Origin of the sequence: Caldicellulosiruptor obsidiansis OB47 (assembly GCF_000145215.1) — a bacterium.
Taxonomy (GTDB): Bacteria; Bacillota; Thermoanaerobacteria; order Caldicellulosiruptorales; family Caldicellulosiruptoraceae; genus Caldicellulosiruptor; species Caldicellulosiruptor obsidiansis.
The window spans coordinates 37,521-55,125 of record NC_014392.1; the positions used below are offsets into that span (position 1 = coordinate 37,521).

The window sequence follows — 17,605 nt, forward strand, 5'->3', positions numbered from 1 at the left end:
GCATTTGGTTTTGCAGGATATTGAATATACAATGCAGGTTTTGAACAAAGTAGAAAGCGAAATTGAAAAGGTTATAATTGGGCAAAAAGGTGTTATCAGAAAGGTTTTGATAGCAATATTTTGCGGCGGAAATGTGCTTTTAGAGGGGCTACCGGGCGTTGGGAAGACTCATCTTGTAAAGTCAATTGCAAAGGTGCTGGACCTGAAATTTTCAAGAATTCAGTTTACACCTGACCTCATGCCATCAGATATTGTGGGAACAAATATAATTTCAAAAGACAAGGACGGAAGTTTGAATTTTACATTCCAAAAAGGTCCTATCTTTGCTAACATCATATTGGCAGATGAGATAAACAGAGCAACACCAAAGACACAGTCAGCACTTCTTGAGGCAATGCAGGAGAAGACGGTCACTGTTATGGGGCAGACTTACAAGCTTGATGAACCATTTTTTGTGCTTGCAACACAAAATCCTCTTGAGCAGGAAGGGACATATCCACTTCCAGAGGCGCAGCAGGACAGGTTCTTATTCAAAATTGAAGTTCCACTACCAGGCTTTGATGAGATGATAAGGATTGTAAACCTGACAGTAGAAAGTCAAATGCTCGAGCCTCAAAAGGTCATTGAAGGAAAAGAAATATTGAACATAGGCAGAATTGTTCGGCAAGTACCTATTGCAAAGCCTGTTTTAGAATATGCAACAAGGCTTGTTTTGAGCACACAGCCGCACATTGAAGAGAACGACATTGCAAGAAAGTATCTTAAGTTTGGTGCAGGACCAAGGGCTCTCCAGCACCTTATTTTGGGTGCAAAAGCAAATGCGCTCTTTGAAGGAAGACCAAACGTTGCGTTTGATGATATAAAAAGCTTGGCAAAAAGCGTTTTGTGTCACAGGATTGGACTGAACTTTGAAGCAATATCTGAGGGTCTTACTCAAAGTGACGTTGTGGATATAATTTTGCAAAGACAAAAAGAGTGGTAGAAAAATTTAAAAAAGTGGTGAGAATTTTGATGTTTGGCGGACTTGTTGATGACAAAACGCTGAAAAAACTCAGCAATCAAAAATTCAAATTTGGAATTGAGATAACCTCACAGTTTGAAGGGCAGCAGAAATCAAAGGGGCGGGGAAATTCGCTTGAGTTCAGCGACCACAGGGAGTACATACCAGGCGATGATTTTAGAAAGGTAAATTTTAGGATTTTTGCAGCAACCCAGAGGCTTTATGTAAAGCTTTTTGAACAGGAAAGACAGACAACTTATAATTTTTTCATTGACATGTCAAAATCGATGGATTTCGGCAGCAAAGTCAAAAAAGGTGATATGGCAAAAGCGTTAGTTTTTTGCCTATCATACATTGCTCTTTCCCAGCTTGACAGTGTCAATATATTTTTGGTGCGGGAAAATGGCATTTTACCGTCAGGTTGTCTCAAAGGTAAGCAAAGCCTTCACAAGATTGTGAGGTTTTTAGAGGACGCAAATTTTAAAGGAGAGGCAGATTTTGAAAGTATTAAAAATATTTATATTTCAAGAAAAAGCGTCTCATTTATTTTTTCTGATTTTTTGTTCGAAAGTGCAGCTGAAGTTTTGAAAGTGCTTTGTGCAAGGTGCTCTTTTGTATGCTGCTGCCAGATATTAGATGAAATTGAAGCCTATCCTTCATTTGAACATATATTTTGTCAGCTGATTGACAGCGAGAGTGCAAAAGTTATTGATGTTGAGCTGTCAAATAGTTTAATTAAGGAATATGTTGAAGAGCTGAGAAGGTATCAAAATGATCTCAAAGAAATTTTAAAAAAGGCAAATGGCAGGTTTTATGAGGTCTTGACTTCAAGTGCGCTTGAAAAAACTGTGCTGAAGATGATTGGAGTGGGAAGATGAGCTTTTCACAGCCGCTTTTTCTCCTGTTTCTTTTGACAGTGCCGGTATTAATTTTTCTGTATATGATAAAACCAAGGCACAAGAAAGTAACCATTCCAAGCACGTTTTTGTGGGAGCGATTGAAAAAACAAAAAAGAGTTGCAAAGCCGGCGCAAAAGTTAAGATTTTCTTTATTATTGCTTTTGGGGATTTTTGCACTTTTTAGTTTTTCAATGTATCTTGCAAGTCCAAATATTTTTATAAAAAATACTGGCAAGAATGTGGTTTTTGTCTTTGATAATGGTGCTTCTATGAGCTCAAAATCAGATGATTCTAAGTCATATCTTCAAAAATCAAAAGAGATAGCAAAAGATATAATAGATATGCTGCCAGCTACAGCAAAAGTCAGCATTGTAACTTTTTCAGATACAATCGAGGTTTTGCAAAAAGAAGGCACGCGCAGCTTTGCCAAGGATGCAATTGATAAGGTAACTCAAACATACTATGCAACAAATCTAAAAAGTAGCTTGGCTCTTGTCTCAAAGCTTTTCAAACCCTCAGATAAAACTTTGTTTATATTTACCGACAAGAACGTGCCTCACTTAGAAAATGCAAAACTTTACAAGTTTCCAAAACCAAAAGATAATGTGAGCATTGAAAATATATCCTGTGTGTCAAGAAAAGAAGGTTTTGATGCTCTTATTGAGATTAAAAACAGAGGAATTAAAAAAGCAAGTTTTGAGTTTGAACTTTTTGCAGACGGCAGATTGGTAGGATTAAAAAGCATTTCCCTTTTGCCAGGGAAAATAGTTACTTTTTTGTTTGAAAATATCAAAGGAAATTACAAGGTTGTGTGGGGGAGAATAAATTATCCTGACCAAGTAACAAAAGACAATGTCTTTTGGACAGTTTTAGAGCCCTTGATGGCAAAACAAAAAGTTTTGTATGTAGGGAAAGGAAATTTCTTTTTTGAAAAAGTGTGGCTTACCTTTGATGACGTGGAATTTTATAAAACTCAGGATGTCAAAAACATTGCTGGTGATTTTGATATATACATATTCGACCAGTGCATACCACAAAAGTTTCCTCAAAAAGGAGCTTTTATATTTGTATTACCAAATAACGGCAGTGCATCCAAGCTTTTGGGGATAAAGATAGGAAAAAGTGCAAGCAATGAAGGATATGCAAGGTTTGTAAAGTCAGCTATTTCACAAAACATTATTGGGATGGATTTTGCTGTCCAAAAGACTGTGTCTATCGATGAAAAAGCTTTTGAGCCAGTTGCAAAGATAGGTGGCAAGCCAATAATCTCTTTTGGCAGTATCCATAATCATCCGTCAATCCTATTTGGTTTTGCGCTCGATAACAGTGACCTGCCTTTGAAGGTATCTTTTCCAATTTTGATGGCAAACATTAAAAGCGCTTTTGTCAAGAAAAATCAGTTATTTGAAAAGACAGCTTTTTATCCGGGTGAAGAGATAAGAGTTTTTTCATATTCAGATAAAAAAGCAGATTTGATACTACCTGATGGGAAAAGAGAAATTGTTGATTTGTCAGGTTATCCTTCAATTCTTCCTAAAAAAGATGTTTTGGGAGTTTATTCGTTGATCCTAAGCGAAGAGTCAAAAGAGAATTACAAATTTGCAATAAATTTCCCGACCTATGCTTTAGATTTAACTGATGATAGATTAGCAAAAAGCGATGCCCATTTTTCAGATACAAGCAAAATCAATAGCGTGAAGATGCCATATTCTTTGAAGGATATATTTTTGATACTTGCACTCATTTTTTTGAGTTTGGAGTGGATGGTGTTTTTAAATGAGAATAGAGTTTGAAAGACCTTTTGTTTTGCTTGCCGCAGCTGTGCTTGGGGTATTTATCTGGCTTGTTTCAAGAAGATTTTCAAAAGAAAGTTTGGGTAAAAAGTTTGTTGTATGGATGAGGATTGTTTTAATAATGCTCATGGTCCTAGCTCTGAGTATGCCAAAGCTAGCAATTTCATCCGATAAAGTGACAACAATTTATCTTGTGGATATGTCAGAGAGCAATAGAAAAAACGCAGAAAAGATGAAAGACTTCATTCAAAAGTCGATAAAGCTTAAAAAATCAAATGAGCTGCAGTCGGTTGTTGTGTTCGGACAGGATGCAAACATTGAGTTTACACCGACTAAGTATCCTAACTTTTCTGAATTTGGAACGGCTGTAGATGGCACTCAAACCAATATTGAAAATGCAATAAAGTATGCAGTAAATCTGTTTGACAAGGATCAACAAAAAAGACTTGTCATTCTAACAGATGGGAAAGAGACAATAGGTGAGGCAAAAAATGAAGTAGAACTTCTCAAAAATAATGGGATAGATGTAAAAGTAGTGCTATTTAAAAGTGAAAAAGAAAAAGATGTTCAGTTTTCGAGTTTGAAGATACCGCAGAAGGTATTTAAAAATCAGGCGTTTTCGATATTTGCCAATATAAACAGCACTTTTTCAACAGAAGCTCTGCTCAAGATCTTCAGAGACAATGATTTAATTTTCAGCCAGCAGGTGACCCTTGAGAAAGGTGAAAACAGGTTTGTAATAAAGGATAAGCTGGACAAAGAGGGGGTTTTTAGCTATCAAGGAGAAGTTGAAGTGATGGATGATGAAGAAGAGTCAAACAATGTTGCGTATGCTATGTGCCAGGTAAGAAAACCTCAAAAGGTTCTGGTAGTTTATGAGAATATTAATGATGTGAAAAATGTCAAAAGTCTTCTTGACTCTTATTCAGCCGATTATGATGCAGTAAAGAGCGACCAGGCAAATTTTGGGTTTGACAAACTCTTAGGGTATTCTTTTGTGATTTTGTGCAATGTATCAAGAGAAAGCTTTAGCGGTGAATTTTTAAGCGCTGTAGAGAAATATGTGAAGGATTTGGGAGGCGGGCTTATAGTAATTGGTGGTGTGAATTCTTATGCACTTGGGAATTATTCTAATTCGGTTTTAGAAAAGATGCTGCCTGTTAAGATGGAGATTAAAAACAAAGAAAAGGAGAAAAACATAGATGTTGTGCTTGTCCTTGACCATTCAGGCAGCATGGCGGATACAGAAGACGCAGGAATTTCAAAATTAGAGATTGCCAAGAGTGCTTCTGCAAAGATGATTGAGCACCTTGAAAGTTCAGATGGTGTTGGCGTGATTGCTTTTGACCACAATTACTACTGGGCATATGAGTTTAGCAAGCTTGTCAGAAAAAAAGATGTTATTGAAAGCATCTCAAGCATTGAAGTAGGTGGTGGGACGGCTATAATTCCACCCTTGAGTGAAGCAGTTAAAACTCTGAAAAAGTCAAAGGCAAAAAGCAAGTTGATTGTGCTTCTGACCGATGGCATGGGTGAACAAGGCGGTTATGAAATTCCAGCCAATGAGGCAAAAAGGAATAACATTAAAATCACCACAATTGGTGTTGGAAAGTTTGTAAACCTGCCCGTTTTGAGCTGGATAGCCTCCTTTACCTCAGGCAGGTTCTATTTAGTTTCCAATCCTTATGAGCTTGTTGATGTGTTTTTAAAAGAGACAAAAATTATAAAAGGCAAGTACATGAAGGAAAAGAAGTTTGTCCCCAAAATGGTTGAGACAAATGCTATAAATTCAGGTTTTACCTCTTATCCACCACTTTATGGGTATATCGCAACAACAAAAAAAGACCTTGCAACCAGTCTTTTGGTGAGCGACGAGGATGAGCCAATTTTGACAGTGTGGAGGTACGGGCTTGGAAAGGTTGCTGCATGGTGTTCGGACTTGAGCGGGCAGTGGTCGCGTGACTGGGTTTTGTGGGATAAATTTTCACAGTTTTGGACAAAGGTTTTCAAGTGGTTGGAAAAAGGGGCAGATGACAGCAGCTTTGATTTTAATGTTCGAAAAGAAAAAGATTTGGTGGTATCTTTGGTCGGGAAGTTCGATGCTGATACCATTGCAACTCTTAAATGCGTATATCCAAACGACCAAGAAAAGACAATTGCAATGAGAAGAACTGCACCAGATATGTTCGAATCTAAAGTTGATTTTATGTTGGGAAATTATGTATTTGTGGCAACCATAAGTAGCAAAGATAAATCTAAGGTATCAACGTTTTTCTATTCAGCTAACTACTCTGATGAGTTCAGAGTGGATGTAGACAGTAGCAGGTTTGAACAGTTTATTTCCTTATCAGGTGCAAAAGTTATAAAAAACCCCAATGAGGTGTATGCGGGAAGACTCAAGAGCACAGAAGAAAAAAGAGATATTAGCAGTTTATTGATAATTCTTTGTATTGTCTTATTTCTTTTAGAAGTGAGCATTAGAAGATTTGGTCTGTATCCTCAGGTGGAAAGGTACTTTTTAGCAATATCTTCAGGCTTTAAAAAGATTGCAAAGCCACATTCACTTAAAAAGGCACGGGATAAAGTATCTTTTTTGAGAAAGAAAGATACTTATGCGAAAAAATCAAAGGAAGCAGAGCCAATATCCGATGATACTTTGGATGTTAAAAGACTGAGAAGATTTTAGATACTTAAAAAACTCACTTCATTCTGATATAATATTAAAGGACTTTTTAATATCTTAGCATATAAAAGAAGGAGAATGAATAAAGATGCAGCAAATCCGCGCGATAGTTGGCACCCAGTGGGGTGACGAAGGAAAAGGCAAAATTGTAGATTTCTTGGCAAAAGAAGCTGACGTTGTTGTTCGGGCTCAGGGCGGCAACAACGCAGGTCACACAGTTGAAGCTTTCGGTAAAGTTTTCAAACTTCATCTTATACCCTCAGGAATACTTTACAAGGATAAGCTCAACATAATAGGTAATGGTGTTGTAATTGACCCGGAGTCTTTGATACAGGAGATAGAAAACTTACAAAAAGAAGGGATATCAACAGAGAACTTGAAAATTAGCGACAGAGCACATCTTGTTATGCCGTACCACAAGATTTTAGATGAGGAGCAAGAAAGGCAAAGAGGAGAAGATAGTCTTGGCACAACAAAAAGAGGAATAGGTCCTGCATATACTGATAAGACAGAAAGGACAAATCTCAGAGTTTGTGACATGCTTGATGAAGATGAGTTTGTACAAAAACTCAGAAACGTGTATGAAAGGAAGAACCAGATACTTACTCATGTTTACCACAAAACACCAATGAAGTTTGGAGAGCTTTTAGAACAGTTCATGAAATATGGTGAGATCTTAAAGCCTTATATCACAGACACAATAAAGCTTCTGAATGATTCAATTAAGGCAGGGAAAAAAGTGCTTTTAGAGGGTGCACAGGCAACAATGCTTGATTTAGATTACGGAACATATCCTTATGTTACATCCTCGCACCCAACAGTTGGTGGATTTTGTATAGGTGCAGGGATTGCTCCAAAGTACATTCAAGAGGTTATAGGAGTTGTGAAAGCCTACACAACGAGGGTAGGCAAAGGACCATTCCCGACAGAACTTTTAGATGAGATGGGAAACGTAATACGTGAAAAGGGAAGAGAGTATGGAACAACAACAGGAAGACCAAGAAGATGTGGTTGGCTTGACCTTGTTGTTGTGAGGTATGCAGTTTTGATAAACGGAATTGACAGAATAGCACTTACAAAGCTTGACACGCTTTCAGGTATTCCCAAATTAAAAATTTGTACAGGTTACAGGTATGAAGGAAAAGTCTTAGACCTTTTCCCCGCATCCTTAAGGGTTGCAATGGAGTGTGAACCTGTATATGAAGAGTTTGAAGGCTGGAACGAAGAGGAGATAAAATCTGCAAAAGATTATGATTCTCTGCCAAAAAGTGCAAAAAGATATATTGAGTTTATAGAAAAAGAAACTGGTGCTAAGGTATGGTTGATTGGCACAGGTCCTTCAAGAGAGAATATAATTGTAAAAGAGTGAGCAAAGTTAAAAATAAAAAGCCATCCGAGAATGTAGTTGATTCGGGTGGCTTTTTGTGTTGATTTGAAACATAAAAATAGTGTTTTTTTGTGGGAATAGCTTAACTTTTTTTGGTGATGGATGTATAATAGATATTAAAGAAATACAAAAAGGGAGATGGGATAAATTGGATTATCTGAAACGACTTATGAAGTATGTAGACGAATGCAGGTTATTGATTTTTGTAGGGTTAATTTTGGCACTTGTTGGTATATTTTGTAACATGACAGTTCCAAAGATTTCAAAGCATATTATTGATGATGTTTTAGTAGCAAAAAGATTTGGAAAGCTTGGGTATTTTGCATCTATTTTTGCAGGACTGATAATTTTAAAAGCTATTGTTGCCTATTTTCAAAATTACATATTTGAATACACGTCTCAAAAAGCTCTTTACAGATTGAGAGAGCAGCTCTACACAAAGCTACAATATCAGTCTTTTGAATATTATGACAGAGCGTCAACAGGAGCTATTATGAACAGAATGGTTGGTGATTTGGAGGCTATCAGAAACTTTCTAAACCAGAGTTTTGTCCAGGTTGTGAGCATAGCAATTACAATTGTTGCTGCCCTTTCTATAATGTTTTCAATGAACCTTTTCCTTTCAATTCTGAGCATTGCAACTGCACCACTAATTTTCTTGAATGTTAAAAGTCTTGCAAAAAAGCTTCAGCCCACGTTCAAGGCAATAAGAACTTCTTTTGAGAGACTCACATCCAAGGTTCAGGAAAATATAACAGGAATAAGAGTTGTAAAAGCTTTTGGGAATGAAGATTTGGAAAAGAAAAGTTTTGAAAAAGTCGCATATGATTTTACAGAGAAAAATATTAAGGCAGCTGATATAAGGTCTGTCCATAACCCTGTTGCAGGTTTTTTGAATGGACTTAACTCTGTCATAATTCTTATTGTGGGTGGATACTTTGCAATTAAAGGAAAGATCTCAATTGGTACTCTGTTTGCATTTGTAAGCTATGTTAATATGTTCTCAGCACCTATTGGAAACATTCAAAATCTTGTTAACCAGTGGCAAAATGCTTTTGCTTCTCTGGAGAAGGTATTCGAGGTTCTTGATAGCGATGTTACAATCAAAAGTCCAAAAAATGGTGTTGTTCTTAAAAACGTCAGAGGTGATATAAAGTTTGAAAATGTGTATTTCAAATACAGAGAAAAATTTGTTTTAAAAGAGATCAATATCCACATAAAACCGGGTGAGGTTGTTGCCATATTAGGACAAGCTGGTTCCGGGAAATCCTCATTAATAAATCTTCTTGCACGGTTTTATGACCCATCTTCTGGGAGGGTTTTGATTGACGATATTGATGTAAAGAATATAAAACTGTGTTCGCTCAGGAGAAATATAGGTATTATCATGCAAGAACCTTTTATATTTTCTGATACTATTGCAGCAAACATTGCATTTGGTAAACCTGATGCAACAGATGAGGAGATAAGGATTGCAGCAAAGCTTGCAAGAGCTGATGAATTCATAGAGAATTTACCGGATGGCTACAATACAGTTGTTGGAGAAAGGGGCGTGGGTCTTTCGGGTGGACAGAAACAGAGGATAGCAATTGCAAGGGCTCTTGTATATAATCCCAGAATTCTGGTGCTTGATGATGCAACTTCAAGCCTTGATTTTGAGACTGAAGCGGAGATTCAAGAAACTTTGAAAGAGGTGATAAAGGGGAGAACCACAATCATAATAACTCACAGAATATCTCAGCTTGTGGTTGATGCAGATATGATTTACTATATGCATGGTGGCAGAATTGTTGAGCAGGGGAAACATGAAGATTTGATGAAGATTAAAGGAAGATATTATTCAACATTTAAAAAACAGCTTATAGAGCGCGCAAATACACTTCCAGCTTAAAAAGTTTTTCAAAGGGGGAGTTTTTTAAAATGTCTGATTCTGGAGCCAGAAGACCAATATTTTCACAGGAAGAAACTACTTATGAGCTGAAGATACCTCATTTAAAAAGACTTTTTAAGTTTTTGATACCATATAAAAAATGGCTTTTACTTACGCTTGTTTTTATGTTTGTTGCAACAGTTGCAGATTTAATCTCACCATATTTATTGAAACAGGCAGTTGATATATATATACCAAAGAAAAATTTTAAAGGTATTCTGATAATTGGTTTTTTAATGATTTTGATGCTTTTTATAAACAAGGAATGTTCTAAAAACAAAATACGACTTGCAAACAGAACAGGGCAGATGGTTTTGTTTGATATAAGAAAAGCACTGTTTGATCATATACAAAACCTTTCTTTCAGCTTTTTTGACAGAAATTCAACAGGAAGAATCACAGTGAGAATAGTAAACGATGTAAATACTCTCAACAATTTGTTTACGAATGGCATAGTGAATGTAGTAACTGATATGTCAACATTGATTATTGCTACTGTCATAATGTTTTCTATAAATTTTAAGTTAGCACTTGTAACATTCTCTGTAATACCAGTATTCTTAGCAGTTTTATTTGCCACAAGAAACGCAATAAAAAGAAACTGGAGACAGGTGAGAAGAAAGATTTCAAATCTTAATGCGTATATACATGAAAATATAAGCGGAATAAGAGTTATTCAAGCTTATGTGAGGCAAAAGGTGAACAGGTCAATATTCAAAGAGGTAATAGACGATGTATTTTTATCATGGATGAAAGCAGTGAAGGTAAACGGCATTTTTGCACCAGCTGTAGAAGTTTGTTCTATGATAGGCACTCTTATAATCTACTTTTATGGTGTAAAACTTTTGAAAATAAACGGAGTGACAGTTGGAACTTTGATTGCATTTGTCAGTTATCTTGATAGGTTCTGGCGTCCTGTTGTAACACTTTCTAATTTTTATAATCAGCTTCTTGTTGCAAGTGCATCTTCTGAGAGGATTTTTGAAGTTCTGGCAATTGAACCTGAGATAAAAGAAGATGAAAATCCTGTTTATATAGAAGATTTTAAAGATAGGATTGAGTTTAAAAATGTGTGGTTTGCATATAAGGATGAGGAATATGTTTTAAAGGATGTATCGTTTGAGATAAAAAAAGGTACGATGGTTGCGCTTGTTGGTGCAACAGGTTCAGGTAAGACCACTATAGCAAATCTTCTTGCAAGATTTTACGACCCGACGAAGGGAAGCATACTGATTTACGGTATTGATTTGAGAAAAATAAGTTTTAAGAGTCTGAGAAAACTTATAGGGATTGTACAGCAAGAACCATTTTTATTTTCAGGAAGCATTCTTGAAAATATTTTGTATGGCAGACCCGATGCAAAGTTTGAGGATGTAGTAAGAGTTTGTAAATTTCTCGGCATTCATGAATTTATATCAGAACTTGAAAATGGATATGATACACAGGTAAGTGAAAGAGGAACAAGGCTTTCAACAGGACAAAAACAGCTTATATGTCTTGCAAGAGTTATGCTGCAAAATCCACCTATTTTGATTCTTGATGAAGCAACAGCTTCCTTAGATACCCAGAGCGAGATAATGGTCCAGAATGCTCTGAGCAAGGTAATGAAAGATAGAACATCTGTAGTAATAGCTCACAGACTTTCTACAATAAAAGATGCAGATCTTATAATTGTTATGGAAAAAGGTAAAATTGCGCAAATGGGTAACCATGAAGAACTTATAAAGAAAAAAGGAATTTACTATGATCTTTGCATGAGCCAGATAAGATTTGTGAAAGCAAGTTGAAAAAATATAGTAACGAATATATTTTTGGTATTTACAAATTAAAAAAAAGAGCTTATAATATCAAACCGTGTTTAATTTGTGTGGGCCATTAGCTCAGTAGGCAGAGCACCAGCCTTTTAAGCTGGGTGTCCCGCGTTCGAGTCGCGGATGGCTCACCATTTAATTTTAAAAGTGACAGGTGGCCCCGTGGTCAAGTGGTTAAGACACAGGCCTTTCACGCCTGTAACAGGGGTTCGAATCCCCTCGGGGTCACCATTTTATTTTGCAAATCTCAATGTTACGAAAGCTTCAATGAATGCAGCAAATACTACTAATATAGCTCCGCAAACAGCAAGAACAAAAAATCTTTTAAAAGAGAGCTTTATGTCAGGCTTTTCTTTTGATAAAACTGCACTTTCTAGGAAGATGGTAGAGGCTGCGCTTCCTATCAAAAATGCAGCAATTTCAAATATACCATGGGGTAATATCAAAAGTAGAGTCTTTGCAATTGACATATGTTTTGCAGAGATTGCTCCAATAGCTCCCACTATAACACCATTCGTAAAAAGGACAAGTGCTGATATTAATCCAAAACTCAGAGTTCCAAGTGTGATTATTATAAAATAAACTTTCATATTGTTCTTAAGAATTCCTATGAAAAGAAGATAAGGGGATTTTGCATCTTTTATTATGCTCTCAAACAACTTTCTTAAGTATTGGTCGATAAACTTTTGGATTTCATCTCCGAAAAAAACTCCAATCAATATGCCTAAGATACAAGAAAGAGCAAAAATTAAAAAAGATATAAAAATCAATCTCTTTTCAGCTTTAAACGTTTGAAATACGAATTTCACCTGTCTTTTGCTCCTTTCACTAAAACCTTTAAAATCCTTTAACAAGATTATAACAAAACTTACAACTTGAGTTCAATTTAAATCGAAAAATTTTTTCACAAAATTTTAATTAACTTCTGATACTATTTGGTATATAATTATCTATGATATAAAATTACAGGAGGTCACAACAGTTGAAAATAACAAGGCAAAAAGGTATGATTTTGATTAGGTGATATTGAATATTACTGAGTATGCAAAAAGTTAAAGAGATATATAGCATTAGCCGAAGGCTATTTCCTAAACTGGGAAAAGGAAGGGTTAATAATACCTCTCAAGCTACCTAAGGGAAGGAGAAGGTACAAAAAAGAAGACATAAAAAAACTACTTGGCATGACAGAAGAAAAACCAAAACCAACCGTTGTTTTGTATGCAAAACTCTCCACTAAAAAGCAAGAAGAATACCTTAAAAACCAAATCAGAAGACTTGAGGAATACGCAGAGTCTCAAGGTTGGCAGTATGAAGTTATATCTGAAATAGCCAGCAAAGTAAAATGAAAACAGGAGAGGGCTATTAAAACTTTTGAACAAAATCAAAGGAGGAGAAGTTGCAAAAGTTGTAATAGAGTATCCTGACAGACTTGCAAGGTTTGGATTTTAATATCTTAAGTTTTTCATGGAGAGTTTTGGGGTAGAACTTGTAGTGTTAAACGGCAGAGAAAATGAAGAAGATATAAAAGAAGAACTGGCAGAGGACTTAATAGCGGCAGTATACATCTTTTGCAGCAAGGATTTATTGGCAAAGAGGTGCTAATAAAAGACATGGTAACAGTTCAGGCCAAGCTAATCTTTGAGGGCGGCGAAGATAAGCAAAGAGTATTAGACCTTATGAGAAGATGGTCCTCTTGTATGAGGTATGCATACAAGAGGCTACTGGAAGGATATAAAAGGAATGAACTCAAAAGGCAACTGCAGGGAATTTTCAATCTGAATTCCCGATACGTTGATGATGCGATAATGAAAGCAAAGAGTGTTTTAAACTCATGCAAAGAAAGAGGAGAAAGTCCTAAAAAGGTTATTTTTGGTGGCAGGCAGCTTTTTGAAAAACTCCAGAAGAGGCATATAAATGGCGATCAATACAGGAAACTTCAACTTAAGTGGCAGGAGAAGAGGAAAGGGAATCTGTACTCAAGGGGAGACAGGAGTAAGAAGGGGAATCTCAACACAAGGATTGAGATAGATGGTTCCTTAACAAAACTCAGAATTAACGTGGGAGAAAAGGAGTATGTATATGCGACGATACAGCCTGGATGGAAAGTAAAGGGTGGAACGTACACAGACAGGAATCAACTGTTGCAGGCGATAGGTACTTGTGGGGAACCCTATTCTGTTGAATTGAAACTCAAAAATGGAAAAATATATGCCTATTTTACCGTTGAAGAAGTTTTCCCAAGGCCTGCGATGACAAGAACAAGTGGAGTTATAGGGATAGACACAAACGCATATCCCAGGCACGTGGCATGGACAGAAACAGACAAGAGTGGACAGCTTCTAGAATATGGCAGAATACCAATGCCAGAGCTTGAGAGTGGGAGTTCAAGCAAGAGGGAGTATTACAGGTGGCAGTATGCATACATGATAGTAGAAATGGCGAAAGATAATCAAAAAGCCCTAGTAATTGAGAAGTTGAACATAAAGGACAAAGGGAAAAGAGGAGATTTTTCAGGTAGAAAATCAAGACGGATAAGGCACTATTTTGGGTACAGGTCACTTTTGGAGAAGGTAAAACTTTTAGCAAAGCGAGAAGGAGTAGAGGTTATAGAAGTAAACCCTGCGTATACTTCTGTGATAGGGATGTTAAAGTATGCACCGCAGTTTATGGTGAGCAAGGACGTGGCAGCTGCATATGTGATAGCCCGAAGAGGGCTTGGCTTGAGAGAAAGGATACCGCACAACTATATGATGTTTCTCAGTAGACTTGATGTAAACGAACTGGAGGAACTGAAGGAGTACGTAAGGAAGGTAGTTAAGAACACATACGTTAGGAAAAAGCAACTCAGAGAGATAGATAGAGCGAAAAAGTTTTTACAAAGCCTTGGGAGTGAGGCAGAGAGGCTATCTGTACCACTGGATGGAACAAGTGCAGGTAGTCGTGGCAAAAACCACAATCTCTGGCGAGTTCTCAGGGTAGCGGTGGTGACTCCACTCTCCCCTGACAGAGTCCTGCGTGACATGTCTGTCCTGAAATCACTTTTAGTTTCAGGGCAAGTGGGGAAGACCTATAAAGGCGTAAGTTCCTGTTTCTTGGGACAGGGGCTATGGCTTTCCCAAATACCGCCTGCTGGGGCTGGGAAAGCCTGAAAGGCGGACTATAAATACCCCAGCCGCCAAACTCGTGCTAATGTGCACAGTTTGGTTGACCAGGTATGAATTAAGTATGAAGATAACATACCTTGCACATGCAAGCTTTTTGATAGAAACAGAATCTAGAGTAAAAATAATCACAGACCCGTACGACAGCTCGGTTGGTTACACAGTATTTGAACTATCTGCAGATGTGGTGCTGACATCTCACAAACATTTTGACCATGCATATACAAAAAGCCTAAAAGGAGATTATGTTCTTGTCGACAAGGAAGGAGAGTTCAACGTCAAAGGTGTTAAAATAAAAGGCATAAAGACCTTCCATGACAAAGAAAAAGGGCAAAAACGCGGAGAAAACATTGTGTTTGTAATTGAGGATAAGTTTTCAGTTGCACACCTTGGCGATCTGGGACATGAGCTTGCAGAAACTGAACTTGAAAAGATGGGGCGGGTTGATATTTTGCTCATTCCTGTTGGTGGCGTGTATACAATTAATGCCAAAGAGGCTTTAAATGTCGCAAAGGCTATAAATCCAAAAATCATAATTCCTATGCATTATAAGACTGAAAAGCTAAAATTTGACCTTGGGAAGGTAGAGGAGTTTACAAAGCATTTTGAAGATGTTGAAGTTTTGCAAACAAGCGAGATTGAAATCAATAGTCTTCCTGAAAAGCAGAAAGTTCTGGTACTTAAATACAAAGGATAAAGGAGAAGTTGTGTTATGGCGAAAAAAAGTGAGAGAAAAAGTATATCTCAAAGTGCCAATAAGTTTGGTGAAAGTGAAACCTCAATTTTTCCCGGCAAAACACTTGCGGCATACAAAGCATTTGTGCTTTTTGCCTTTTGTGTGCTTGTTCTGATGAGTCCATATTATAGAGGACTTTATTTTGACTATGAGCTAAGTGTATTTCAAGCAATTATGGCTGGAATATTTATCCTTTTTGCAATATATCTTTATTTTTCAAAAGAGGGTTTTTTAGTAAATTCAAAACTTGAACTAATTTTACGTCTTTTCATGGTAGCATATATCGTTCCCTACTTTTTTGCAGCAAATAGAAGGCTTGCTCTTGGAGAATTTTTTAAGTATGCATTTTACTTTGCAGTTTTTTATATTGCATCGAGAATTTCAAAAGGCAAGGCAGAAAAGTTTGCTATTTTGAATACCCTTTTTCTCTCAACAGTAGGTGTTGCATTTTTTGGGTATCAAGCAGCGGTAAAGTTAATTCCCGAAACTGCCCGTCCTCTTGGCATGGCAATGAACGGGCTTTGGGTTGGGAATATGATAAACTCAACCTTGCAGTATCATAACACGGCAGGAACTGTTTTAGCATTCGGATTTATAATCTCTTTAATGCTGGCAATATACAGTGAAAATAAGCTGCTTAAAAGCTTCTATTTTGCCTTTTCAAGCTTTATATTTACAGCATTTTTCTATACATACTCAAGAGGATCATATATTACCCTCTTGCTTGCTCTTTTGGTGTTTTTCTTGCTTTTGCCGAGAGAAAAAAGAATTTCGCTCATTTTTAACATAGCGATTATTGGCGCTTTTGTTATTGCTTTTTTGAATAAGGTTGGGGCAAACCTAAACGAACATGGGAAAGTGAAACTTTGGCTTCTCTTGCTCTTCCAGATGCTTCTGGTGTTTGTCCTGACATATGCTTTTGGATTTGTGGAGAGAAGACTTTATGGTATTAGCAACAACATTTACATAGCCGGAGCAGCCGTTGTTGGCATTTTGGCTATCATTGGTTTTGCCATTGCTCTAAAGACGCATTTGATTCCCTCAGACATGGTTGAAAAAATGAAGTCAATAGCTATGTTCTGGAAAGAAAGAAACTTTGTCGAAAGAATGGTGTTTTATAAAGACGGGTTAAAGATATTCTTGAAAAGTCCTGTATTTGGCTATGGTGGAGGGGCATGGGTATCACTGTATTTTATGTACCAGTCTTATTTATACTTTACAACCCAGTCTCACAACTACTTTTTACAGGTGCTTCTTGACACGGGGATTGTTGGATTTTGTATACTACTAATATTTTTATGGTTTTTATTTTCAACTTCGCTCAGGGCATGGGCTAAAAAGGAACAAAAAGAGAATATTATTATTGCTGGACTTGTGGCTGCAGCTGTACAGCTTTATTTTCACTCAGCACTTGACTTTGACTTTTCGCTCGCATCTGTGCAGGTTCTGCTATTTGCAGGTTTAGGGGTATTAGTTTCAACCTCTTTACAAATTCTTCAGAAGCATAAGCAAGAAAAGGTGATTTACACGGGCAAAACAACAAATTTTGTGTCTGCTTTGCTGGCAATATTTTATCTGCTTATGATAGTAATTTCACTGAATTTCAGACTTGGAAATTACTATGCAAATATTGGTCAGCAGGCACTGCAGATGGGAAATTTGTCTGCTGCATATTCGTTTTTGTCAAAAGCTGTCACATACGACCCACTCAGCTCCAATGCACTTTCTGACTATGCGGTTGCTCTATACAGAATAGGTGACCAGAACAAAGACGCAAACCTAATTGCAAAGGCAGATGGTTATTTCAAACAGGCAATTGTAAATGATAGGTTCAATGCAAAGATAAGGTTTAAATATGCCGTATATCTTCTTTCTCATGGGGCAATAGATAGCGGACTTTCACAGATAGAAGAGGGGATAAAACTTCAGCCTCTTCAACCAGCAAACTATGAGCTGAAGGCTGATGCATATGCAAAGGTTGGAGATTATTACCTTGGAAAAGGTGATAAAGAGAAAGCGAAGAAGTACTATGAGGTAGTGTTAAAGATTCCTGAGGAGATTGAGAGATTGAAAAAGTACAGAGAACATATTCCAAAAGAGCTAATTGGCCAAGAAAAGATTGTGCCGTTTGCGATGACACAAAGAACTCAGCAAATAATTGAAGAAGTTAAGAAAAAGATATAGTTGGCTGAGCAAAGAAAGGGT

General features: G+C 36.9%; 11 protein-coding genes, 2 tRNA genes and 1 pseudogene. 13 read left to right on the plus strand and 1 reads right to left on the minus strand.

What is annotated here, in order from left to right; translation table 11 throughout:
* Positions 1 to 4 precede the first annotated feature (4 nt).
* The 9 genes from COB47_RS00175 (at position 5) to COB47_RS00215 (ending at position 11,734) form a co-directional block, all read left to right on the plus strand.
* Positions 5 to 982 carry an AAA family ATPase gene (locus COB47_RS00175; RefSeq protein ID WP_013289422.1) on the plus strand — a complete coding sequence of 326 codons (978 nt, stop codon included), beginning with the start codon at positions 5 to 7 and terminating at the stop codon, positions 980 to 982.
* A 29-nt stretch (positions 983 to 1,011) separates the two neighbouring features.
* Entirely contained in the window at positions 1,012 to 1,878 is an 867-nt protein-coding gene (locus COB47_RS00180; RefSeq protein ID WP_013289423.1) for a DUF58 domain-containing protein, read from the plus strand.
* A complete protein-coding gene (locus tag COB47_RS00185; RefSeq protein ID WP_013289424.1) occupies positions 1,875 to 3,692 on the plus strand; it encodes a vWA domain-containing protein in 1,818 nt (605 codons plus the stop codon). Before COB47_RS00180 ends, COB47_RS00185 begins: the two co-directional genes overlap by 4 nt.
* On the plus strand, positions 3,676 to 6,378 hold the full coding sequence (locus COB47_RS00190) for a VWA domain-containing protein (RefSeq protein WP_013289425.1): 2,703 nt from the start codon (positions 3,676 to 3,678) through the stop codon (positions 6,376 to 6,378). The genes COB47_RS00185 and COB47_RS00190 overlap by 17 nt, the downstream gene beginning before the upstream one ends.
* An 85-nt stretch (positions 6,379 to 6,463) precedes the next feature.
* Positions 6,464 to 7,744, plus strand: a complete 1,281-nt coding sequence (locus COB47_RS00195) for an adenylosuccinate synthase (RefSeq protein WP_013289426.1) — start codon at positions 6,464 to 6,466, stop codon at positions 7,742 to 7,744.
* Between the two features lie 166 nt (positions 7,745 to 7,910).
* On the plus strand, positions 7,911 to 9,653 hold the full coding sequence (locus COB47_RS00200) for an ABC transporter ATP-binding protein (RefSeq protein ID WP_013289427.1): 1,743 nt from the start codon (positions 7,911 to 7,913) through the stop codon (positions 9,651 to 9,653).
* A 29-nt stretch (positions 9,654 to 9,682) separates the two neighbouring features.
* A complete protein-coding gene (locus tag COB47_RS00205; protein WP_013289428.1) occupies positions 9,683 to 11,479 on the plus strand; it encodes an ABC transporter ATP-binding protein in 1,797 nt (598 codons plus the stop codon).
* An 82-nt stretch (positions 11,480 to 11,561) separates the two neighbouring features.
* Positions 11,562 to 11,637: transfer RNA gene (locus COB47_RS00210), tRNA-Lys, on the plus strand.
* A 22-nt stretch (positions 11,638 to 11,659) separates the two neighbouring features.
* Positions 11,660 to 11,734 (plus strand) — tRNA-Glu (locus COB47_RS00215).
* Between the two features lie 2 nt (positions 11,735 to 11,736).
* Here COB47_RS00215 and COB47_RS00220 read toward each other — a convergent pair.
* The gene (locus COB47_RS00220; RefSeq protein ID WP_013289429.1) at positions 11,737 to 12,312 is read right to left on the minus strand and encodes a stage II sporulation protein M; all 576 of its coding nucleotides are present in this window, start codon (positions 12,310 to 12,312) and stop codon (positions 11,737 to 11,739) included.
* 221 nt (positions 12,313 to 12,533) lie between these two features.
* Between COB47_RS00220 and COB47_RS00225 the strand changes: the two are divergent.
* The 4 genes and pseudogenes from COB47_RS00225 to COB47_RS00240 all read left to right on the plus strand — a co-directional run bounded on the left by COB47_RS00225 (position 12,534) and on the right by COB47_RS00240 (position 17,584).
* Positions 12,534 to 13,145: pseudogene (locus COB47_RS00225) on the plus strand (IS607 family transposase).
* Positions 13,114 to 14,652, plus strand: coding sequence for an IS200/IS605 family accessory protein TnpB-related protein (locus tag COB47_RS00230; RefSeq protein ID WP_013289430.1), 1,539 nt, complete (start codon positions 13,114 to 13,116; stop codon positions 14,650 to 14,652). Before COB47_RS00225 ends, COB47_RS00230 begins: the two are co-directional and overlap by 32 nt.
* Positions 14,653 to 14,728: 76 nt before the next feature.
* Positions 14,729 to 15,361, plus strand: coding sequence for an MBL fold metallo-hydrolase (locus COB47_RS00235; RefSeq protein ID WP_013289431.1), 633 nt, complete (start codon positions 14,729 to 14,731; stop codon positions 15,359 to 15,361).
* A 15-nt stretch (positions 15,362 to 15,376) separates the two neighbouring features.
* Entirely contained in the window at positions 15,377 to 17,584 is a 2,208-nt protein-coding gene (locus COB47_RS00240; protein WP_013289432.1) for an O-antigen ligase family protein, read from the plus strand.
* Positions 17,585 to 17,605: the final 21 nt, after the last annotated feature.